The organism is Leucobacter holotrichiae, assembly GCF_055791005.1.
The window spans coordinates 248,609-269,495 of sequence record NZ_JBVUAC010000004.1; the positions used below are offsets into that span (position 1 = coordinate 248,609).

General features: G+C 69.5%; 19 protein-coding genes. 10 read left to right on the forward strand and 9 right to left on the reverse strand.

Features of this window, described 5'->3' with window-relative positions:
- The first annotated feature begins 101 nt into the window (after positions 1-101).
- The 4 genes from AC0KXF_RS07700 to AC0KXF_RS07715 all read left to right on the forward strand — a co-directional run bounded on the left by AC0KXF_RS07700 (position 102) and on the right by AC0KXF_RS07715 (position 4,720).
- Positions 102-1,496, forward strand: a complete 1,395-nt coding sequence (locus AC0KXF_RS07700) for a homoserine dehydrogenase (RefSeq protein WP_473108609.1) — start codon at positions 102-104, stop codon at positions 1,494-1,496.
- 88 nt (positions 1,497-1,584) lie between these two features.
- The gene (locus AC0KXF_RS07705; protein ID WP_473108610.1) at positions 1,585-2,892 is read left to right on the forward strand and encodes an MFS transporter; all 1,308 of its coding nucleotides are present in this window, start codon (positions 1,585-1,587) and stop codon (positions 2,890-2,892) included.
- Positions 2,885-3,811, forward strand: a complete 927-nt coding sequence (locus AC0KXF_RS07710) for an amidohydrolase family protein (RefSeq protein WP_473108611.1) — start codon at positions 2,885-2,887, stop codon at positions 3,809-3,811. Before AC0KXF_RS07705 ends, AC0KXF_RS07710 begins: the two co-directional genes overlap by 8 nt.
- Positions 3,812-3,916: 105 nt before the next feature.
- Positions 3,917-4,720 (forward strand): DeoR/GlpR family DNA-binding transcription regulator, encoded by an 804-nt coding sequence (locus AC0KXF_RS07715; RefSeq protein WP_473108612.1) that lies wholly within the window; start codon positions 3,917-3,919, stop codon positions 4,718-4,720.
- A 25-nt stretch (positions 4,721-4,745) separates the two neighbouring features.
- Here the strand turns inward: AC0KXF_RS07715 and AC0KXF_RS07720 are convergent, their stop codons facing one another.
- The 5 genes from AC0KXF_RS07720 to AC0KXF_RS07740 form a co-directional block, all read right to left on the reverse strand.
- Positions 4,746-5,594, reverse strand: coding sequence for an ABC transporter permease (locus AC0KXF_RS07720; protein ID WP_473108613.1), 849 nt, complete (start codon positions 5,592-5,594; stop codon positions 4,746-4,748).
- The gene (locus AC0KXF_RS07725; protein WP_473108614.1) at positions 5,591-6,580 is read right to left on the reverse strand and encodes an ABC transporter ATP-binding protein; all 990 of its coding nucleotides are present in this window, start codon (positions 6,578-6,580) and stop codon (positions 5,591-5,593) included. Before AC0KXF_RS07725 ends, AC0KXF_RS07720 begins: the two co-directional genes overlap by 4 nt.
- Positions 6,581-6,782: 202 nt before the next feature.
- Entirely contained in the window at positions 6,783-7,949 is a 1,167-nt protein-coding gene (solA, locus tag AC0KXF_RS07730) for an N-methyl-L-tryptophan oxidase (RefSeq protein ID WP_473108615.1), read from the reverse strand.
- Between the two features lie 128 nt (positions 7,950-8,077).
- Positions 8,078-9,226, reverse strand: coding sequence for a tyramine oxidase subunit B (locus AC0KXF_RS07735; protein WP_473108616.1), 1,149 nt, complete (start codon positions 9,224-9,226; stop codon positions 8,078-8,080).
- A gap of 228 nt (positions 9,227-9,454) precedes the next feature.
- Positions 9,455-9,994 (reverse strand): TetR/AcrR family transcriptional regulator, encoded by a 540-nt coding sequence (locus AC0KXF_RS07740; RefSeq protein WP_473108617.1) that lies wholly within the window; start codon positions 9,992-9,994, stop codon positions 9,455-9,457.
- Positions 9,995-10,139: 145 nt separating this feature from the next.
- Here AC0KXF_RS07740 and AC0KXF_RS07745 point away from each other — a divergent pair, with 145 nt between their 5' ends.
- Positions 10,140-10,775, forward strand: coding sequence for a Maf family protein (locus AC0KXF_RS07745; protein ID WP_473108618.1), 636 nt, complete (start codon positions 10,140-10,142; stop codon positions 10,773-10,775).
- Positions 10,776-10,900: 125 nt separating this feature from the next.
- Here the strand turns inward: AC0KXF_RS07745 and AC0KXF_RS07750 are convergent, their stop codons facing one another.
- A complete protein-coding gene (locus tag AC0KXF_RS07750; protein WP_473108619.1) occupies positions 10,901-12,583 on the reverse strand; it encodes a PucR family transcriptional regulator in 1,683 nt (560 codons plus the stop codon).
- 212 nt (positions 12,584-12,795) lie between these two features.
- On the opposite strand from AC0KXF_RS07750, the gene AC0KXF_RS07755 reads away from it, so the two are divergent.
- The 3 genes from AC0KXF_RS07755 to AC0KXF_RS07765 all read left to right on the forward strand — a co-directional run bounded on the left by AC0KXF_RS07755 (position 12,796) and on the right by AC0KXF_RS07765 (position 17,219).
- Positions 12,796-14,280: a CoA-acylating methylmalonate-semialdehyde dehydrogenase gene (locus tag AC0KXF_RS07755; RefSeq protein WP_473108620.1), complete on the forward strand. Its 1,485-nt coding sequence runs from the start codon at positions 12,796-12,798 to the stop codon at positions 14,278-14,280.
- A gap of 23 nt (positions 14,281-14,303) precedes the next feature.
- A complete protein-coding gene (locus AC0KXF_RS07760; protein ID WP_473108621.1) occupies positions 14,304-15,695 on the forward strand; it encodes an aminotransferase class III-fold pyridoxal phosphate-dependent enzyme in 1,392 nt (463 codons plus the stop codon).
- Positions 15,696-15,842: 147 nt separating this feature from the next.
- Positions 15,843-17,219: an NAD-dependent succinate-semialdehyde dehydrogenase gene (locus tag AC0KXF_RS07765; protein WP_473108622.1), complete on the forward strand. Its 1,377-nt coding sequence runs from the start codon at positions 15,843-15,845 to the stop codon at positions 17,217-17,219.
- Positions 17,220-17,329: 110 nt separating this feature from the next.
- Here the strand turns inward: AC0KXF_RS07765 and AC0KXF_RS07770 are convergent, their stop codons facing one another.
- Positions 17,330-17,830, reverse strand: coding sequence for a dihydrofolate reductase family protein (locus AC0KXF_RS07770; protein WP_473108623.1), 501 nt, complete (start codon positions 17,828-17,830; stop codon positions 17,330-17,332).
- A 177-nt stretch (positions 17,831-18,007) separates the two neighbouring features.
- Positions 18,008-18,460: a VOC family protein gene (locus AC0KXF_RS07775; protein ID WP_473108624.1), complete on the reverse strand. Its 453-nt coding sequence runs from the start codon at positions 18,458-18,460 to the stop codon at positions 18,008-18,010.
- A gap of 229 nt (positions 18,461-18,689) precedes the next feature.
- Here AC0KXF_RS07775 and AC0KXF_RS07780 point away from each other — a divergent pair, with 229 nt between their 5' ends.
- Positions 18,690-19,151 carry a MarR family winged helix-turn-helix transcriptional regulator gene (locus tag AC0KXF_RS07780; protein WP_255572605.1) on the forward strand — a complete coding sequence of 154 codons (462 nt, stop codon included), beginning with the start codon at positions 18,690-18,692 and terminating at the stop codon, positions 19,149-19,151.
- Positions 19,152-19,294: 143 nt separating this feature from the next.
- Positions 19,295-20,620: an MFS transporter gene (locus tag AC0KXF_RS07785; protein WP_473108625.1), complete on the forward strand. Its 1,326-nt coding sequence runs from the start codon at positions 19,295-19,297 to the stop codon at positions 20,618-20,620.
- A 56-nt stretch (positions 20,621-20,676) separates the two neighbouring features.
- On the opposite strand, the gene AC0KXF_RS07790 is transcribed toward AC0KXF_RS07785, so the two are convergent.
- A partial coding sequence (locus tag AC0KXF_RS07790; RefSeq protein ID WP_473108626.1) for a transposase occupies positions 20,677-20,887 on the reverse strand: 211 nt, incomplete at its 5' end.

A 20,887-nucleotide genomic window follows, 5' to 3' on the forward strand; every position in this document is an offset into this window, starting at 1 on the left:
CATGTTCCAGATTGTGAATCCAGTTGACTCTGATGTGAATATATGGTTGTCTTGCGCAATCGGGATTCCCATGGATTCCGGCACATCGTGAAAGGCACGGCATGATCCACCATCGCAACGGGGCGACCGCTCCGTTTGATCCCAGCGCCCAGCCGGTCCGCGTTGCTCTCACCGGCGCTCGGGGCGGCTATGGGCGCACCCTGCTCGCGCAGCTGCGGCACGTCCCGGACCAGGCCGCGGTCGTGCTCGTCGATCCCGACACCGAGGGCGTGCGAGAGATGCTGCGCGAGCTCGGGGGCGCCGAGGGCGGCATGGCGGTCGCAGAGGATCTCGCCGCGGCCGAAGCCGCGGTGGGTGAGGGGCGGATCGCGATCGTCTCGGGCGCGGAGGCCCTGCCCTGGGGATCGGTCGACGTGCTCGTCGAGGCCACCGGACGCGTGGATGTCGGCACCGCCTATGCGGAGCAGGCCATCGAGCACGGCGTGCACGTCGTCATGGTGAGCAAGGAGATCGAGACCGTGGCGGGCATCTCCCTGGCGCGCAAGGCGGCGGAGGCGGGCGTGGGCTACCTCCCGGGTGACGGCGACCAACCGGCCAACCTGCTGCGACTGCTCGACTGGGTCGAGCGGGTCGGCCTCGAGGTCGTGGCGTGCGGGAAATCGGGGGAGTACGATCTCGTATTCGACCCCGAGACCGGACGGGTGCGGCAGCTCGACGTCGAGATCGAGGCCCCCGTCCTTGCGCAACTGCTCGCTCTGGGCGAGCAACCCGGGGAGACGCTCGCGTCCCGCGCCGACGCCGTGGCGGGCCTGAAGCGCGCCGCGGCCGCAGACTCCTGCGAGATGACCGTGGTCTCGCAGTACTCCGGATACCTCGCCGACACCGAGGCGCTGCACTACCCCGTCGCGCGCCCCGACGAGCTCGCCGACATCTACGCCGAGCGCGAGCGCGGGGGACTGATCGCGCAGCCCGGCGCGGTCGACGTCTTCTCGATGCTGCGGCTGCCTGGGGAAGCGAGCTTCGCGGGCGGCGTCTTCGCAGTCGTGCGCACGGGCGATCCCGAGACCTGGGAACTGCTGCGCGCCAAAGGCCACGTGGTCAGTCGCGACGGATCCTATGCGTGCATCTACTGGCCGTACCACGCCATGGGCGTCGAGACCCCGCTCACCATCGCGGCCGTCACCGGGCGCGGCCCCGTCGCGCCGCAGCTCCCGCGCACCCCGACAGCCTGCACGCTGCTCGCCGCCCGCGCCACCCGCGACCTCGCCGCCGGCACCCGCCTGGCCGTCGAGGGGCACCACCACGAAGTCGCGGGCGTCGCACCCGTGATGCTTCCCGGCGCCGAGGCGCAAGGCGGGGCCGCCGCCTACTACCTGCTCGGCGGCACCACCCTGCGCCGGAACGTCTCCGAGGGCGAGCTGATCGGCATCGACGACCTCGACGGGGTCGCGCAGATCGCGCTCGAAGCCTTCGCCGATGGCTTCCTCCGACCCTGAACGCGCCCGGCCGATCCCGACCGCCGCTCGGGCGAGAAGCCACTGCACCTGCTCATCCGTTATTGCCGACCCCAAGGAGTACGCACCCATGAATCGCGCAGACAGCGCTGTCGCAAGCGAGGCGGCAACCAGCCGCACACGGCCCACCAACATCCGCTGGTCCGTGATCATCATCCTGTTCCTCTTCTACACGGTGAACTGCATCGACCGAGCCTCCCTCTCGGTCGCGCTGCCCACCATCAGCGCGGAGTTCCTGTTGGAGCCCGCAGTGCAGGGCCTGATCCTCTCCGCGTTCTTCTGGACCTACTGCCTGTTCCAGATCCCCGGCGGCCTCGCGGCCGACAAGTTCGGCCCCCGAGGCGTCATCGGAGTCGCGGCGGCGATCTGGGGAGCGTTCACCGCCTTCGCAGGCCTGGCCTGGAACGCAGTGACGCTCATCATCGCCCGCCTGGGTCTCGGCGCCTTCGAGGCGCCCTACATGCCCTCCGCCAGCAAGCTCGTGTCGAAGTGGATGCCGCCGAAACGCCGCGCCTCCGGCGTCACGCTCATCGATTCCGGTGCCCCGCTCGGCTCAGCGCTGGGCGGCTTGATCGTCGCCGGCCTGATCACCGCAACGGGCTCCTGGCGCTGGTCGTTCGTGGTCATCGGCGTCGCGACGATCCTCATCGGTCTCGGGGTGTTCCTCTACATCCGCAACACCCCGGGCGAGCACAAGCTCGTCAACCGAGCCGAAGAGGAACTGATCCGCACCAACGAGGGCGAACTCGTGGTGGAGGAGGAGCGCCCCGGCGTCAGCCGCGCGACCCTCGTCTGGATGGTGGTCGGCCGCATGGGCTGGGCCATGGTCTTCTGGGGGCTCGTCACCTGGGGGCCGAACTACCTCACCAACGCGCGAGGCCTCGACCTCGCGGCGATGGGCTTCGCGACCTTCCTCATCTTCCTCTGCGGCGCTGCCGGTGAGATTCTCAGCGGTCTGCTCGCCGATTACCTGCAGAAGCGGATGAACCGCAACCGCGCCTTCAAGATCCTCTTCGGAGGATCAGGTGCCCTCAGCCTCATCGCGCTCGCGATGCTGCCCTTCGTCTCGGATCCCGGTACCGCGGTCGCGCTGCTCTGCATCGGCGTGTTCTTCAACCTCTTCGGCGGCCTCTACTGGACCATCCCCGGCATGCTCGCGAAGCCCGACAAGGTCGGCCTCATCGGCGGCGTCATGAACTTCGCGGGCACCTCATCGGGCATCATCGTGCCGATCGTGGCGGGACTGCTCGTGCAGTTCACGGGCGGCTACACCGCCGTGCTCGTCTACCTCGCCATCTGCGCGGCCGTCTACCTCGTGGGCTCCCTGTCGATCGACTTCGAGGGCAGGAAACAGTCGAAGGCGGTTGTCGATGCCTGACCTCTATGACGGTCCGATCATCGACGCCCATCATCACGTGTGGGATCTCGAGCAGAACCTCTATCCGTGGCTCCAGCCCGGCACCCTGGTTCCCCACCGGTACGGCGACTACTCGGCGATCAAGCGCAGCTATCGCGCCGCCGACTACCTCGCCGACATCGCCGGTCAGGGTGTGGTGGCCTCCGTCTACATGGAGGCGGAGTGGGATCCCACCGACCCTCTCGGTGAAACACGGTACATCCACGAGGTGCACGCCGCATCGGGGGTGCCCGGGGCGATGGTCGCGCAGGCCTGGCTCGACGCTCCGGACGCCGGGGAAGTGCTCTCCGCGCAGGCCGGGTTCCCGCTCGTGCGCAGCGTGCGTCACAAGCCGGGTGGGCCGACTTCGCCGGAGGAAGTGCGCCGCGGCGCCCGCACGCTCATGAGCGACGACGGCTGGCGCTCGGGGTACGCGAAGCTCGCCGAGCACGGCCTGCACTTCGACCTGCAGACACCCTGGTGGAACCTGGGCGAGGCGGCCGAGCTGGCGCGCGACTTCCCCGACACCACGCTCATCGTCAACCACTCCGGAGTGATCGCGTCCCGCGACGAGGAGACGCTGGCCGCCTGGCGTCGAGCACTGCGCACGATCGCTCAGGAGCCGAACACGGTGATCAAGGCCTCGGGTCTGTGCGTCGAGGGGCGCGAGTGGGCGACGGAGGATCAACGCGGGCCGATCCTCGACATGGTCGAGATCTTCGGCGCCGACCGGGTGATGTTCGGCAGCAACTTCCCCGTCGACGGCATGTTCGTCGACTACCCCGGGCTGGTCTCGACGTATCGAGAGGTGCTCGCAGAACTCGCCCCCGAGCAGCAGCGCGAGGTGTTCCACGACACCGCCGCGCGAGTCTATCGACCGCGGAGCATCACCTTCGGTTGAGCGAACGGGGCCGCTCCGTGAGTTCGGAGCGGGGCGGCCCGAGAGCGCCGGCCTCGGCGTTCGGCGTGTTCGTCAGTCCGCTGCGGTGTCGATATCGTAAGAGACATGTCCGAGCAGGAGGAGAGCGAGGTTCGGGTGATCCCCGATCAACGACGTGAGACCCTGCTGCGCGCGCTGCACCGCGAGAAGGTGCTCAGCGTGCATCAGCTGACCGACCTGCTCGGCGTCTCGCACATGACGGTGCGCCGCGACATCGCCGCGCTCGAACGCGAGGGGCAGGCTCTGGCGGTGCCGGGCGGTGTGAAACTCGCCACGAACGTCTCCACAGAGCCCTCCCGGCAGCACAAGTCGCTGCTGCAGACCGCCGAGAAGCAGGCCATCGCCCGCGCCGCCGCCGGGCTCGTCCAGGACGACATGGTGCTCTACCTCGACGCAGGAACCACGACGCTCGCCATGCTGTCCGAGTTGGCGGGTCGCGAGAACCTCACCGTCGTCACGAACGATTTCGTGATCGTCGAGGCGCTGGGAGTCAGCGGAGTGAGCACCATCCACATCGGCGGGTTCGTGGATCACACCAACCGCTCGACGGTCGGAACGCTCGCGACGCGCATCCTCGAACAACTCAATCTGGATCTCGCGTTCATCAGCGCTTCCTCGTGGAGCCTGAAACACGGAGTCACCACCCCGGTGCCCACGAAGGTCGATGTGAAGCGAGCCGTGATGACCTCAGCCACCGACCGCGTGCTGCTCGCCGACTCGACGAAGTACGGGCAGTACAGCGCCTACAGGGTCGCCGCCCTCGCCGATTTCGACACGATCATCACGGATTCGGGGCTCGACGAGATGTCGGTCGCCTCGATTCGGGACCGCGACGTCGACCTGCGCCTCGCGGAGGTCGAGAGCGGCTGACGGATCCGGATCCCCGATCCCGCCCTCACACCACGTCGCGACGCCAGCGCAGCAACCAGCCGGCCGCGAGCGCGAGCGCGGCGTAGGCGACGATCACCACGAACCCGCCCCAGATGCCGAGCGCGCCCGAGCCCTGCGGAGCCGACGGATCGAGCGCTGACAGGTTGTTCATCAGGCTCGCCCCGACGAATGCGTCCGTGGCGGCGCCCGGCAAGAACTTCGCCAACTGCGCGCTCCACTCCCAGAACTGCGCGCCGGTGCGCAGCAGCGGCTCGACGAACTGGGTGAATACAAGGGCGATCACGATCGCGACGGCCTGATTGCGCACGAGCACGCCGATCCCGAACCCGATGACCGCCCAGATGCCGAGCACCGCGAGCACCCGCCCGATCACGGCCCAGGTCTCGCCCGTGCCGAGCATCGGATCGGCGCCGGTCGCCGCGAGCACACTCGCACCGGCCCCGACCGCTCCGATCAACCCTGCCGCGCCCAGCGCTACGCCGAAGCCGAGCAGCACGACGGTCTTGCTCAGCAGCACCAGCCCGCGACGGGGTTCGAGCGTGAAGGTGAGCCCGAGGGTGCGATGCCGCAGTTCGCCCGTGGCGGTGAGCGCGCCCAGGAGCAGCGGCACGACGTAGCCGAAGCCCGACACCGAGGAGTAGACCATGTCTGCCGCGCTCTGAGCGGGCAGCGCCGGGGCTCCCTCGCCGGCACTCGCCAGCGCTTCGCCCATCGCGCTGAACATGAACGCGAACATCGATGCGATCATCGCTGAGTACGCGGCGATCACGATCGCGAGGATCCACCACAGCTTCGTGGAGAGCACCTTGCGCCACTCCGACGAGAGCGAGCGGGTGATGCGGTTGCCGCTCATCGCGGGCCTCCTTCCGCGGGGGCTGCGGTGGGGTCGGGGGCGGAAGCGGGTGCGGGATCGGGGGACCCCTCCGGGCTCGGCCCTGCAGCCCCGCCCTCGATCAGGTCGAGGAAGATCTGCTCGAGCTCGCTCTCCTCGATGCTCAGGTGGGAGAGCGGAATCCCGGCTCTCAGCGCGATCTCGCCGATCGTCGCGGGCTCGACCCCGCTCACCCGCATCGTCTCGCCACGCACCCCGTGCACCTGCCCGCCCGCGGTCTGCAGGGCCTGAGCGAGCCCCGGCTGATCGGCGGCGGAGACGAGCACCGTGCGCTCGCCGTCGCCCCGCTGCAGTTCGGCCAGCGTGCCCGCGAAGGCGAGCTCGCCGCGGCGGATCACCACCACGTCATCGACCGTCTGCTGCACCTCGCTCAGCAGATGCGACGACAGCAGCACGGTCTTGCCCTCGCTCGCGAGGTGGCGCAGGAAGAGACGGATCCAGCGGATGCCCTCGGGGTCGAGGCCGTTGATGGGCTCGTCGAGCAGGATCACCTGGGGCTCGCCGAGCAGCGCCGCCGCGAGTGCGAGCCGCTGGCGCATGCCGAGCGAGTAGCCGCCGGTCTTGCGGTCCGCTGCACCCGCGAGGCCCACGAGTCCGAGTTTCTCGTCGATGCGTTCTCGGGGGACTCCGATGGCGCGGCGCACGATGTCGAGGTGCGCCCGGCCGGTGTGCGCGGGGTGGAAGTTCGCGGAGAGGGCCGAGCCGACGGTGAGCGCCGGGCGCTCGAGGTCGGCGTAGGGCGTGCCGCCGATCGTGGCGGAGCCCGCGTCGGGGCGCAGCAGGCCGAGCACCATGCCGAGGGTGGTCGTCTTGCCCGAGCCGTTCGGGCCGAGGAAACCTGTGACGCGACCCGGTTGCGCGGTGAAACTGAGGTCGCTCACGGCCTGCACGCCGCCGAAGCGCTTCGAGAGGTGCGCGACCTCGACGGGTATCGCTTGCTGCGTCATGGATCCCCTCTCATCCTCAATGCCAATAACTCTATATGGAATAGAACTATTGACGCCAGGCGGGCTCGCCGTGTGGCGCGCCTCTCGCGATCCGCCCGCGAACGCGAAACGCGGAGTCCCGAATCGCTGCTTCAGCGCTCACCGAAACAGCGATTCGGGACTCCGCGTTCTGAGGGGCGTCGTCGAATCGGGGATCCCGGGCCTAGTGCCCGCCGCCCGTGTAGGGGCCGAGTTCGGCGAGGCGCTTCATGTGCTCGGCGAGCGCGAAGCGCGGATCCACCGTGTTCTCCTCGCCGAGCACCAGCTGCGCGGCCCACTCGCCGAGCTGGGGCGAGAACTTGAACCCGTGCCCCGAGAGACCGGCGATGGTGACGACGCGAGCGGTGCGGTCGACCACGGGCAGGCGGTCGGGCGTGTACGCGCAGTGGTGCACGCTCTCGCGCACGGGTTCGGGGTTCACGCCGTCGAAGAGCTCGGCCGCGCGCTGCCCGATCTTGATGAGCTCCTCGCGGGTGTGGTGGGTCGGCACCTCGGAGACGTCGCGGAACACCGGCCACTCCGGGTTCGTGCAGGCCTTGAACGCGTAGCCGTCGAAGCTCGGGGCGCCGAAGAAGTGCACCGAGCCCGCGTCGCGCAGGAACACCGGGAAGTTCGATGGTGCGAACGCCTCGGGATCCTTCGGCATGAACCACGTCAGCCCGAGCACCTGCAGGCGCAGCAGCTCCTTGAGCTGGGGGCGCAGGCGGGTGGACCAGGATCCCGAGGCGATCACGACGGTGCCGGCGAGCCAGGCGCCCTGCGGGGTGCGCACCACGACGCCGTCGGGGCGCTCCTCGATGTCGACGACGGGCGTGTTGAAGAAGAGCCGCGCACCGTTGCGCTCGGCGAGATCGAGAGCGCTCATCACGGCGACCTCGGGGCGCAGACCGCCGCCGTGCTCGTCGAGCAGCGCGATGTCGTCGTCGTTCACGAGGTGCTGCGGGTACTCGGCGCGCAGTTCGGCGTTCGAGAGCACTCGGTGGGGGATGCCGAACTCGCGCACGTTGTTCATCGCGACCTCGAGGTCGGGGAAGCCCTCGGGGCCGATCGACAGGCAGCCGACCTCGGTGTAGATGTCGCGCCCCGATTCGGCCTCGAGCTCCCGCCACAGATCGCGCGAGCGCTGGATCATCCTCACGTAGGTGCCGCCCTCGTGCACCGCGGTGCGGAACACACGCGATTCCCCGGCGTACGATCCGTGCGAGTGCACGCGGCCGTACTGCTCGATGCCCACGACGTCGATGCCCTCGTGCTTGCTCAGCTGCCACAGTGCCATCGACCCGACGGAGCCCGCACCGATGACGACCACGTCGGTCTTCTGCAGTTCCATTCGATCCTCTTCCGTTCTGTCATCCTGCGAGCATTCGCAGGATCGCTGTCATCCTCTGTCGTCCTGCGCGCAGCCGCAGGATCTTGTTCGTGTGCGCGAGCGCGACGGCGCGCCCTGCGCGGGGGTGCTCAGGCGAGGGCCGGCTTGTCCCAGAGCTTCAGCTTCGTGCCGATCCCGCGCTCGACCGCGTTGCGGTAGACCTTCGTGGCCCAGGCCACGTCCTCGACGGGCATGCCGCCGACCGAGTAGATGAAGACCTCGTCGTCGTTCTTGCGACCGGGGGTGTCGCCCTCGATGATCTCGCCGAGATCCTCGAACTGCTCGGGGGTCATGCGGCCGTCGCGCACGCGGTCGACGAGCGCCATGCCCCAGATGCCGACGGTGTCGTGCGCGTTGCCGGGCAGCTCGGCGCCCCAGGCCTCGTAGATGCTGCGGGCGTCGGCGACGTGGCGGGCGCGCTGCACGAGGCTCTCCTCGAGGGCGAGGTGCGCGGAGCAGAGCACGAGGGCGCCGGGCTTCACCCACTCGTCGGCGACGTAGGGGTAGTTCTCGACGCCGGAGGGGCTCGGGATCGCGATGCTCACGATGTCGCTGCCCTCGACGGCGCCCTGCAGCGTGTCGACCTGCTCGATCGCGGTGATGCCGGGGAAGTTCTCGCGCACCCAGTCGATGTAGCCGTCGATGCTGCCCTGGCTGCGACCGAACACCTTGAGCGTGTCGATGCCGGGGCGCACGGCGATGAGTGCCTCGAGCGAGGTGCGGTTCATCGGGCCGGGGCCGGCGATGCCGACGACCCTCGCGTCCTCGCGAGCGAGGTGGCGGGCGCCGACGCCGGGGATGGCACCCGTGCGGTAGGCGCTGAGCAGGTTCGCCGACATGTGCGCGAGGGGCGCGCCCGTGTCCTTGTCGTTGAGCGTGAACATGAGGATCGAGCGGGGGAGGCCGATCTTGCGGTTCTCGACGTTGGAGCCGTACCACTTGCAGCCGGCGGTCTGGAAGCTGCCGCCGAGGTAGGCCGGCATCGCCATGAAGCGGCGATCGGGTCCGTCGAGCGGCATGCCCTCGAAGGGCGACTCCTGCGGGAAGTAGATCTGCGCGCCGTGCAGGTCGTTCTCGACCCCGGCCATGCGGTAGTCGCCGCGCTTGAAGTCGACGAGCATCTCGCTCATCGTGTCGACGCAGGCGGCCATGTCGGTGACGCCTGCGGCGATCATGTCGGGCTCGCTCAGGTAGAGGAACTCGATGGTGGTGTCGGGTGCGTTCTGGGTATCAGGCACGGCGGTGTGTCCCTTCGGTCGGTGACGTCAGCCTAGAACTATCCAAATGGATAGTCAAGTGCCGATTTCAGGCGCTCGGGGGAGATCCGCTGCCCTCCTTCCTGCTCGTTCGAGCACCGATCGGCGTTCGAACACCGGCTTGCGCGAGAACGAGGTGCTCGAACGTCGATCGGTGCGGCAGAGGAGGCAGAGGCGGGTGCGGCCTGCGGTGGTCGGTGACGGGGCGGATCAGCGCGCCGCTGCGGCCTCGATGAGTTCGCGGATCCGCCGCACCGCGGGTTCCGGATCCTCGGGCGCGACGAGCTGCTTGAACACGATCCCGTCGAGCGCGAACCAGATCAGCTCGGTCAGATCGGGGTCGTCGACGCCGATCCGGTGCAGCTGCCGCGCGATCGCGTCCCGGTACGCCTGATAGTGTCGCTCGGCCAGCGGCCGCAGCTCGGGGCGCCGCCGAGATTCGAGCAGCAGCTCGTACTGGAACGACTGCACGCCGGCCTCGCGGTCCGCCAGCGACTCGATCCCGTCTGCGAACTCCTGCGCGGTGAGGCCGCTGCTCAGCATGTTGGATCCGCGCAGACTCTCGTCGATCGCGTACTCCATCGCTTCGGCGATGAGCTGATCGCGTGTGCCGAAGTGGTGGCGCACGAGCCCGTGCGAGACTCCGGCCTCGGCCGCGACGGCCCGATAGGTCAGTGCCCGCAGCCCGCCCTCGGCGACGACCACGACGGTGGCGCGCAGCAGCGCGGAGCGCCCAGAAACGTCTTTCACATCACCGAGCGTAGCGAACCGCCGTCCCACCCGAATCCGGAGTCGCGACACGCCATCTCCTCCGGGTGCAGGCGGTGCGGCACGACTCCCTGTCCGAGAAAGAGCTCGGAGCGCACGGGGCGGCCGAGGTGCGTAGGCTTGACGCATGCGCCTGTACCTCGCCTCGACGTCCCCCGCCCGGCTCTCGGTCCTGAGGGGCGCGGGCATCGAGCCGATCTGCTTCTCGCCCGAGGTCGACGAGGACGCAGCGGTCGCCGCGCGCGAGGCCGAGCTGGGCCGGTCGCTCAGCGCGCCCGAGTTCACCGAGTACCTGGGTCGGCTGAAGGCCGAGGACGTCGTGCGTCGGCACGGCCACGAGATCGACGGACTCGTGCTGGGCGGCGACTCGATGTTCCTGCTCGACGGCGAGATCCTGGGCAAGCCGCACGAGCCCGACGTCGCTCTGGCTCGCGCGAAGCACCACCGGGGGCGCAGCGGGGTGCTGCACTCGGGGCACTGGCTCATCGACTGCACGGGAGGCGAGGTGCGGGGAGCCGCGGGATCCGTCGACACCGCCGAGGTGGAGCTGTCGGCCGACCTCACCGACGAAGAACTCGCCGCCTACGTCGCGACGGGGGAACCGCTCGAGCTGGCCGGCGGCTTCGCCATCGACGGACTCGCGGGGGCGTTCATCGAGCGGATCGAGGGGACCCCGAGCTGCGTGATCGGGCTCTCCCTGCCGACGCTGCGTCGCCTCGTGATCGAGCTGGGCCACCCCTACCCGGCGCTCTGGAACCGCTGAGCCGGCCCGCCTGAAACGCAGAGTCTCAGAATGCTGAAACCGGTCGTACGGTTCCGGCGATTCGGGACTCCGCGTTTCGGAGGGAGCATGCTGCAGCGAGGGGGGACGAGAGTGTCGCCGCCGGATCACCGCCGGGCGAGCAGCGCGACCGTGAGCGTCGCGATGACGGTTCCGTCGGCGAGATCCACACCCAAGAGCTCCTCGATGAGTGCGATCCGCTGGTAGAACACCGACCGCGACAGTCGCGCTCGCTGAGCCGCGAGCGAGCGGTTGGTGGGATGATCGAGGTAGGCGCGCAGCACCGCCAGCAGGTCGCCGCTATGGCCCGGGCCGCCGGCGGAGTCGTGCTCGATGAGCGGGGCGAGTGCCTCCTCGGCGAACTCCTGCACCTCGGGCAGGGCAGCGAGCCCCCGCACCAGATAGGCGAGCGGCTGGCGTTCGGCCTGCTGCACGGTGACGCGGCCGGCGCTCGCCGCCGGATCCAGGGCCCCCGCCGCGCGCACCTGCTCGAGCGACGAGATCAGCCCGCGCACCCGCCCGTCGGCGGCGCCGAGGCTCAGGTGGGCGCGCCAGGCGGGCGGCACGGTGCTGGGCAGCAGCGCGTCGAGTTCACGGGAGAGGCGCGAGGCGAGGGCCGGCACCCGGCCCTCGAGTGCGTCGGCGCGCGGATCGCCCGGAGGGAACGAGAGCAGCGCGATGAAGGCGGGATCGGCGCCGGCGTCCGAGCCGGTGTCGGGGGCGAGGATCACTCTCCCCTCCGGGGCCACCGCCCGTCTGAGCGCCGTGGCGAGCAGGGCGTGCTGCAGCGACGCATCGCCGCCGAAATCGCCCGCGCCGCGCAGAGTCGCTCCGAGCAGCCGTCGGCCCGAAACCGGTAGGCCGGCGGCGGCGAGCTGCACCGCGAGTTCCTCGTCGCGGCGGTAGCGCCCGCCGAGCAGCACGTCGAAGAGGCGCTTCGACGAGAGCTGCAGCCACTGCCCGCCCTCGGGGTCCGCGAGGCGCCCGAGGGCGAGCGCGAACGCGCCCAGCTCGAGCACGGTGCGTCGCCCGGCGGGGTGGTCCGGGCCCGGCAGGGCGGTCAGTCGCCCCCAACGCCGGCCCTGCGCTTCGACCGGCACGCGCTCCCAACCGCCCGGGAGCTCGAACTCCTGGCCGTCGGCGCCGGCCCACGGGGCGAGCGGGTGCGCCGGCGCCGGTGCTGCGGCTTGCGCCGGACCGGACCCGGATCCGCCCGCCCCGTCGGCTCGACCGGCCCAGGCGACGACCCGTCTCGCGGAGTCCTCGAGCACCACGGCCGTGCCGAGCGTGTCGGCGAGGCGCTCGATCACGTAGTCCACGGGACTGCGGTTGAGACCCAGCTCGGTGAGCATCGCGTGCACCTCGGCTCGCGCCGCGAGCGCTTCGGTCTGCGTGGCGAGGATGCGCTGGTGCACGCGCTGCGTGATCTGCACGAAGCGCACTTCCCGGTGCAGCGCGATGAGGGGGATGCCCCGGCGTTCGCACGCGTCGAGCAGCGGCGCCGGCGGATCCGCGAAGAAGCGCCCGAGTTCGAGCATCACGGCCGCGGGCTCGGTGTCGAGCAGCGCCGCGGAGAGGCGTTCGAGCTCGGCCCCGCTGCCCGGCCAGCCGGCTCCCGTGGTGAGCACCAGCTCGCCGCCGTCGAGCAGGCTGACCGCGGCCGAACCGGCCACCACGTGCGCCCAGCGGATCTCGCGGTCGAGTCCACCCGATCCCGCGAGTACCCGCGGATCGCCGGCGAGTACCTCGGGGAGGTCGAGCGCGTCCGCGACGCTGATGCTGTTCTGCATGGTTCCTCGTTTCTGGTGGTGCTGACGGGGCGGGTGGATCCGCCGCAGCGGTACCCGCCCCGCGCCGCGACCCGGAGCACCCCATCGAACAAAGTGTATGGGGATCGACGTAAAAGCGGATGGAGTGATGGTGTTCAAGGTTGAGCAGCCCTGGAATACTGGGCCATATCGGAGTTCGGCGATCCCGAACATATTGATCGAGAGGAATACGGATGGCACTCATCCCTCACATCATCGGCGGCGAGAAGGTCGACGCGGCTGAGCGCACCCAGCCGGTGTACAACCCGGCCACGGGAGAGCAGCAGCACGACCTGGCGATCGCATCGGTCGCGACCGTGGAGGAGGCCATCGCCGCGGCCAAGGCCGCGCTGCCGCTGTGGCGCAAGACCAGCCTCACCAAGCGAGCCGACGTGTTCTTCAACCTGCGTCAGCTGCTCAAGCAGCGCACCCCCGAGCTGGCCGCGATCGTCACGAGCGAGCACGGCAAGGTGCTCTCGGACGCCGCCGGTGAGATCGCCCGCGGCCTCGAGAACGTGGAGTTCGCGTCGGGCCTGCTGCACCTGCTGAAGGGCGAGCGCGACGAGCAGGTCTCGACCGGCGTCGACGTGCACTCGATCAAGCAGCCGGTGGGTGTGGTCGCGGCGATCACCCCCTTCAACTTCCCCGTCATGGTGCCGCTGTGGATGATCGCCTCGGCGATCGCGTGCGGCAACACGGTGGTGCTGAAGCCCTCGGAGCGCGACCCCTCCGCGTCGGTATTCATCGCCGAGCTGTTCCGCGAGGCGGGTCTGCCCGACGGCGTGCTCAACGTCGTGCACGGCGATAAGGTGGCCGTCGACACGCTGCTCGACAGCCGCGATGTGAAGGCGATCTCGTTCGTGGGGTCGACCCCGATCGCGAAGTACATCTACGAGCGGGCCGCCGCGAACGGCAAGCGCGTGCAGGCGCTAGGCGGCGCGAAGAACCACATGATCGTGATGCCCGACGCCGATCTCGACGGCGCCGCCGATGCCGCGGTCTCGGCAGCCTACGGCTCGGCGGGCGAGCGCTGCATGGCCGTCTCGGTCGTCCTCGCCGTCGGCGGCGTGGGCGACGAGCTCGTCGCGAAGATCGCCGAGCGCATGGAGAAGCTCAAGATCGGCGACGGCACCGATCCCGCATCCGAGATGGGCCCGCTCATCACCGCCGAGGCCAAGGCCCGCGTGGAGTCGTACGTGGCCGGCGCCGAGGCCGAGGGCGCGACCGTGGTCGTCGACGGCCGCGAGGCGAAGTTCGACGGCGACGGCTTCTTCACCGGCGTCTCGCTGCTCGACCACGTCAAGACCGACAGCAAGGTCTACCTCGAGGAGATCTTCGGCCCCGTGCTCGCGGTCGTGCGCGTCGACACCTACGAGGAGGGCGTGCAGCTCATCAACGACCACCAGTTCGGCAACGGCACCGCGATCTTCACCCGCGACGGCGGCGTGGCGCGCCAGTTCGAGTTCGAGGTCGAGGCCGGCATGGTCGGCATCAACGTGCCGATCCCCGTGCCCGTCGGCTCGTTCTCGTTCGGCGGTTGGAAGGACTCGCTCTTCGGCGACGCCCACATCTACGGCCCCGAGTCGATCCACTTCTACACCCGCTCCAAGGTCGTCACCACCCGCTGGCCGAAGCCCGAGCAGTCGAAGGTCGACCTCGGCTTCCCGAGCAACAGCTGACGCATCGGGAGAGAATAAGAGACATGACTGATTACATCGACCTGAACGGCGCCGAGCAGGCCTTCGGCGACACCGACGCCCAGCGCGAGGTGCGCCGCAACGACCGCGACTACGTCTTCCACTCGTGGTCGGCGCAGGCGCAGATCAACCCGCTGCCGGTCGCCAAGGGCGAGGGCGTGCGCTTCTGGGACTACGACGGTACCGAGTACCTCGACTTCTCGTCGCAGCTCGTCAACCTGAATCTCGGCCATCAGCACCCCGGTCTCGTCAAGGCGATCCAGGATCAGGCCGGGCGCCTGGCCACGATCCAGCCCGCCATGGCGAACGACGTGCGCGGCGAACTCGCCAAGCGCATCGTCGAGCACTCCTTCGAGGGCGCCCGTTCGGTGTTCTTCACCAACGGCGGCGCCGACGCGAACGAGTACGCGGTGCGCATGGCGCGTCACCACACCGGGCGTCAGAAGGTGCTCGCACGCTACCGCTCGTACCACGGCTCGACCGCGACCGCGATCACGCTCACGGGCGAGCCCCGCCGCTGGGCCAACGGCACCCCTGACGCCGGCGTGGTGCACTTCTTCGGCCCCTACCCCTACCGCTCGGAGTTCCACGCCGAGACCCCGGAGCAGGAGACCGAGCGCGCGCTGCAGCACCTCGAGCACACGATCCAGCTCGAGGGCCCGAACACGATCGCGGCGATCATCCTCGAGAGCGTCACCGGCACCAACGGCATCCTCGTGCCCACTCCGGGGTACCTCCAGGGTGTGCGCGAGCTGTGCGACCGCTACGGCATCGTGATGATCTGCGATGAGGTCATGGCGGGCTTCGGCCGCACCGGCGAGTGGTTCGCGTTCCAGGCGTTCGACGTGACGCCCGACCTCGTGACCTTCGCGAAGGGCGTGAACTCGGGTTACGTGCCGCTGGGCGGTGTCGTGATCTCTGAGCCGATCCACAACACCTTCGCCGATCGCCCGTTCCCGGGCGGCCTCACCTACAGCGGGCACCCCTTGGGTGCTGCTGCGGGCGTCGCCACCTTCGACATCTTCGAGGAGGAGCAGATCCTCGAGCGCGTGCGCGACCTGGGGTCGCGCGTGGTCGGGCCGCGTCTGCGCGAGATGGCCGAGAAGCACCCGTCGGTCGGCGAGGTGCGCGGCACGGGCCTGTTCTGGGCGATCGAGCTGGTGCTGGATCGCGAGACCCGCGAACCGCTCGTGCCGTTCAATGCGGCCGGTGAGGCTGCAGCCCCGTTCAACGCGGTCGTCGCGGCCTGCAAGAACGCGGGCCTGTGGCCCTTCGCCGCCGGCAACCGCCTGCAGGTCGCGCCGCCGCTGATCATCGGCGAGGAGGACCTCGTCAGGGGCCTCGACATCATCGACGAGGCGCTGAACGTCGCCGACGGCTACTGCACCGGCGCGTAGCCACCGGGCGCCACCCGCTCCCTCCGACGAGCTCGGGGAACGGGTGGCGCCGCAACCCCCGCGCGAAGTCGCAGGATCCCCCGCTGGTGGGATCCTGCGACTTCGCGCAGAATGACGTAAGTCGAGAGACGCAAACCAAGGAGCATCATGGCCAAGTACCGAGTGCAGAATCCCGCGACGGGCGAGATCATCGAGACGTTCGACAGCGCGACCGACGCCGAGATCGAGCAGCAGCTCGCCGCCGCCGACGTGGTCTACCGCGAGTGGCGCGAGAAGAGCGTGCAGGAGCGCGCCGTCGTCGTGAAGCGCGCGGCCGAGATCTTCGAGGAGCGCAAGGATGAGCTCGCGCGGATCATCGCGACCGAGATGGGCAAGTCGTTCGCGGAGTCGATCGACGAGGTCGAGTTCGCGCGCGACATCATCGAGTACTACGGGGTGCACGGTCCGAGCCTCATCACCGACTACGAGATCCCGAGCACCATCCCGGGCAAGGCCTACGTCGAGCACCGTCCCATCGGCGTGCTGCTCGGCGTGATGCCCTGGAACTTCCCCTACTACCAGGTGGCCCGCTTCGCCGCGCCGAACCTGCTGCTGGGCAACACGATCCTGCTCAAGCACGCCGATATCTGCGCGCGCTCGTCGCTGACCATGCAGGAAATCTTCGAGCAGGCCGGCGTGCCCGTCGGGGGCTACCAGAACGTGTTCGCCTCGCACGACCAGATCGCGACGATGATCGCGGATCCGCGCGTGCAGGGCGTGTCGCTCACCGGCTCCGAGCGCGCCGGCGCGATCATCGGGGCGCAGGCGGGACAGCACCTGAAGAAGTGCGTGCTCGAGCTCGGCGGCATCGACCCGATGGTGGTGCTCGACAGCGACGACGTCGCGGCGACCGCGGCCGAGGCCTGGAACTTCCGCGTCTACAACGGCGGCCAGGTCTGCAACTCGAACAAGCGCCTCATCGTGATGGACGACATCTACGACGAGTTCGTGGCCGAGCTCAAGAAGCTCGCCGCGGGCCTCACCCCGGGCGACCAGCTGAACCTCGCCGAGGGCGAGTTCGCCCCGCTGTCGACCCGCACCGCGGCCGAGACCGTGCACGCGCAGGTGCAGAAGGCCGTCTCGGAGGGGGCGACCCTCGAGGCGGGCGGCGTGCTCTCCGACGGGCCGGGCGCGTACTACTCGCCGGCCGTGCTCACCGGGGTGCCCCGCGACTCCGAGTCGTACCGCGAGGAGATCTTCGGCCCGGTCGCGACGGTGTACCGCGTGTCGAGCGACGAGGAGGCACTCGAGCTCGCGAACGACTGCGCGCTCGGTCTCGGCGGCTCGGTGTTCTCGACCGATGAGGCGCGCGCGGCGCGCGTCGCCTCGCGGCTCGAGGTCGGCATGTCGCACGTCAACACCATCGCGGCCGAGGCGGCCGAGATCCCGTTCGGCGGCGTGAAGCGCTCGGGCTTCGGCCGCGAGATGGGCCCGCTCGGCATCGGCGAGTTCGCGAACAAGCGCCTGTTCTTCGTCGCGGCCTAGCGCGCCGTAGGTGCAACCGCTGCAACCGGTGCGACCCGCTCGAGAGGCGGATTTCGCATGAGGATCTCGGATCCTTCATACGAAATCCGCCTCTCGGCGTTCGGCGCGGACTACGCCTCGGGCGAGTCGTCCATGGTGCCGGTCTCGGGGATGCCGGCCTCGGGCGCGTAGCGCAGCAGCACGGCCCCGGCGCTCCCCGCGACCGGCGGTTCGACGAGGCGCAGGTTCGTGGGGGCCGCCCCGTCCGGGAAGACCCTGCTGCCCTCGCCGAGTACGATCGGGTATATCCAGAGCTTCAACTCGTCGAAGAGCCGCTCGGCGACGAGCGTCTGCACGAGGTCGACACTGCCGATCACGTGCACCTCGTCGTGCCGCTCGCGCAGGCGCGCCACTTCACTTGACAGGTCGTCTCCCACGCGCGTGCTGCCCGGCCAGCCGAGCGGGAGGTCCCGGTTGCGCGTGGCGACGTACTTGGGCAGCGCGTTCAGTACGCGACCGACCTCGCTGTCGCCGTGCTGCGGCCAGTAGCCCGCGAAGATGTCGTAGGTGCGGCGGCCCAGCAGCAGCGCGTCCATGCGGTGCATACCCTCCATGACGGATCGGCCGACCATGTCGTCGGGGTGCGGCGCCTGCCAGCCGCCGAAGCGGAACCCCCCCCGGCGGGGTCCTCATCGGGCGCGCCCGGAGCCTGGGCGACTCCGTCGAGCGTGGTGAAGAGGTCGATCACGATGCGACCCGCTGATGAGCTCTCGGACATGACGGTTCGAACCGTTCGTCTACAGGCCGTCTCAGATTCCGGGCACCGGATCCGGGCCCGCGCCGTGCTCCTCGGTGTACGCCTCGGGGCCCTGCTCCGCCGCCTGCGGTTCCATGTAGGTGAACTCGATGACATTGCCGTCGGGATCCTGCATGCTGCGCTGATACATGAAACCGTAATCCTGCGGCTCGCGGTTCTCGGTGCCGCCCGCCGCGAGACCCGCCTCGACCGTCGAGTCGACGTGCTCCCGAGAATCGCGGGTGAACGCGACGATCACCTGCGCGCTCTCGCGCGGATCGGCGATCGGCTTGTCGGTGAACTGCGAGAAGTGCTCGTGGGTCAGCACCATGAAGAACGTGGTCTCGTCCCAGACGACGCAGGCGGCGTTCTCGTCGGTGAACAGCGGACTGATGTCGCAGCCCAGCGCCGTGTAGAAGGCCTTGCTGCGTTCGAGGTCGGTGGTGGTGAGGTTGACGAAGATCATGTGAGGCTCCCTTGGCTCGCTCGTCGGATGACTCAAGCTTGCAAAAACTCGCGAGCTTGTCGAGGGCAAGGGGCGAGATTCGTTCGGCGCCGACCTCGGGCAGCGCTGAGCCGCGGGGGCCTGAGAAGCCGTAGTCTGGTACGTCATTGTAGGCGTCCGGCCCCGTCTCGTCGTCCCACCATCGTCGTTTGCATAGCTCTGCTATGCAAATGGGTGTATGATTGGTTTCGTGGTTGAAGACAACGCTCAGAATGCATCGAATCTTGATGCTCTTGCGCTTGAGCTGACCCGCATCAGCGGTCGGTTCTCCCGCATCGCGGGCCGCACCGCGGGCGTCGGCTACTCGCTCGTCGCCTGGCGCGTGCTCGCCGAACTCGAGCAGTCGGGTTCGGCGCGCGTGAGCGAACTCGCCCAGCAGCAGCGGGTCGCGCAGCCCTCCATGACCGGGCTCGTGCAGCGCCTCGAACACGAGGGCTGGGTCGACCGGCACCCCGACCCCGATGACGGCCGCGCCACCCGCGTGGGCATCACCGAGGCGGGCCGCGCGGCACTCGACGAGTACCGCGGCATCGCCGCCGATCGCGTGCGGCCGCATCTCGGCGAACTCTCCGACTTCGACCGTGCGACGCTCGCGCGCGCGGTCGAGCTGCTGCAGCAGCTGAGCGAGCGGATCGAGGATCCGCGAGCCTGATCTGCGGCCAGCCGCACGGAGCGACGCGCGAAGCGCGGAGGAACAGCCGCACGGAGCGCGCGGCACCCACACCGAACACCAACGACCGAGGAGTCATCACGTCCACCGTCACAGAATCCCGCTCCGACACCGGGTCGATCCGTGTGCCGCACGGCGCATCGCAGGCGAGCACCGCTCGCCCCGCAGCCGAGCCGCCCCGCAAGGCTTCGATCCTGCGTCAGCCCACCGCCGTGTGGGCGATCGCGTTCGCCTGCGCCATCTCGTTCATGGGGATCGGCCTCGTCGATCCGATCCTGCCGGCCATCAGCCATGAACTCGGCGCGACCGCCAGCCAGACCATGCTGCTCTTCACGAGCTACCTCTTCATCACGGGCATCGCGATGTTCTTCACGAGTTGGGTCTCCGGGCTCATCGGCGTCCGCTGGACGCTCGTGGCGGGCCTCGTGCTGATCGTGCTCTTCGCCGCCCTCGCCGGGGGATCCGGCACCGTCGGCGAGATCATCGGCTTTCGCGCCGGCTGGGGACTCGGCAACGCGCTCTTCATCTCGACCGCGCTGGCCGCGATCGTGGGCGCAGTTTCAGGGGGCTCGCGCCAGGCGATCGTGCTCTACGAGGCCGCGCTCGGCGTCGGCATGGCGATCGGGCCGCTCGTCGGCGGCGCGCTCGGTTCCATCTCGTGGCGCGGCCCGTTCTTCGGCACCGCGGTGCTCATGGCCGTCGCGCTGCTCGCGATCCTCGTCCTGCTGCGCGCCCCCAGGCAGACCGCCGAAGAGCGCAAGGCCGCCCGCGCTCAGCGCCCCTCGCTCGTGGCAGGATTCAAGGCGCTCGGCAACCCCGCGCTGCTCGCGCTCAGCGCCGTCGCGTTCTTCTACAACTTCGGCTTCTTCGTGCTGCTCGCCTACAGCCCGTACCCCATGGAGGCCGCGGCGAAGGCCGCGGGCATGCATGAGTTCGGCGCCCACGAGCTCGGCCTCGTGTTCTTCGGCTGGGGTCTCGCGCTCGCGATCACCTCGGTGCTCGTGGCGCCCGTGCTGACCCGTCGCTTCGGATTGCGGCCCGTGCTCTTCACCATGCTCGGCGGGCTCACGATCTGCCTGGTGCTGCTCGGCGTCTTCGTGGACTCCCTGCCCGGCCTCATCGCGGTCGTCGTCGTGAGCGGTCTGCTGCTCGGCGTGATGAACACCGCCCTCACCGAGGCCGTCATGGAGGCGACCGACCTGCCGCGCAACGTGGCCTCGTCGACCTACTCGGCGGTGCGGTTCATCGGCGGGGCGATCGCCCCCGCCATCGCCGGCCCCATCGCCGCGGCGCTCGGCGCCCCGGCCCCGTATTGGGTGGGAGCAGCCTCGCTCGTCGTCTCGATCATCGTGCTCGCGAGCGTCGGCCACCTGCTGCACCGCGTCGGCGCGACGCCGCACGAGACCGCGGTGGGCGAGGCCGAGGCGATCGCCACGGGCGACGCCGCGTAGGGTTCGGCGCCCAGTGAGGAGATCCGCGCTCAGGAGGAGATGTTCCGCGGGCGGGTTCAGGGGGTCGTGTGAACACCGGTGTGTTGATCGTTGCTGAGTAGCTTAGTCAGGGCTTCTGCTGGGGTGTGCCAGTCCAGGGTTTGTCTGGGGCGTCCGTTGAGTTCCGCGGCGACTTGATCAAGATAGTTCTGGCTGTGTCCGGATAGGACGGTGCCTTTGGGGAAGTACTGCCGGAGGAGTCCGTTCGTGTTCTCGTTCGTGCCGCGC

Bases quoted from the DNA above. Each gene is read 5' to 3' on its own strand.
- AC0KXF_RS07710 (WP_473108611.1), top strand. From the start codon at position 2,885: ATGCCTGACCTCTATGACGGTCCGATCATCGACGCCCATCATCACGTG.
- AC0KXF_RS07705 (WP_473108610.1), top strand. From the start codon at position 1,585: ATGAATCGCGCAGACAGCGCTGTCGCAAGCGAGGCGGCAACCAGCCGC.
- AC0KXF_RS07725 (WP_473108614.1), bottom strand. From the start codon at position 6,580: ATGACGCAGCAAGCGATACCCGTCGAGGTCGCGCACCTCTCGAAGCGC.
- AC0KXF_RS07775 (WP_473108624.1), bottom strand. From the start codon at position 18,460: ATGATCTTCGTCAACCTCACCACCACCGACCTCGAACGCAGCAAGGCC.
- AC0KXF_RS07700 (WP_473108609.1), top strand. From the start codon at position 102: ATGATCCACCATCGCAACGGGGCGACCGCTCCGTTTGATCCCAGCGCC.
- AC0KXF_RS07765 (WP_473108622.1), top strand. From the start codon at position 15,843: ATGGCCAAGTACCGAGTGCAGAATCCCGCGACGGGCGAGATCATCGAG.
- AC0KXF_RS07750 (WP_473108619.1), bottom strand. From the start codon at position 12,583: ATGCAGAACAGCATCAGCGTCGCGGACGCGCTCGACCTCCCCGAGGTA.
- AC0KXF_RS07760 (WP_473108621.1), top strand. From the start codon at position 14,304: ATGACTGATTACATCGACCTGAACGGCGCCGAGCAGGCCTTCGGCGAC.
- solA (WP_473108615.1), bottom strand. From the start codon at position 7,949: ATGGAACTGCAGAAGACCGACGTGGTCGTCATCGGTGCGGGCTCCGTC.
- AC0KXF_RS07755 (WP_473108620.1), top strand. From the start codon at position 12,796: ATGGCACTCATCCCTCACATCATCGGCGGCGAGAAGGTCGACGCGGCT.
- AC0KXF_RS07720 (WP_473108613.1), bottom strand. From the start codon at position 5,594: ATGAGCGGCAACCGCATCACCCGCTCGCTCTCGTCGGAGTGGCGCAAG.
- AC0KXF_RS07770 (WP_473108623.1), bottom strand. From the start codon at position 17,830: ATGGTCGGCCGATCCGTCATGGAGGGTATGCACCGCATGGACGCGCTG.
- AC0KXF_RS07715 (WP_473108612.1), top strand. From the start codon at position 3,917: ATGTCCGAGCAGGAGGAGAGCGAGGTTCGGGTGATCCCCGATCAACGA.
- AC0KXF_RS07745 (WP_473108618.1), top strand. From the start codon at position 10,140: ATGCGCCTGTACCTCGCCTCGACGTCCCCCGCCCGGCTCTCGGTCCTG.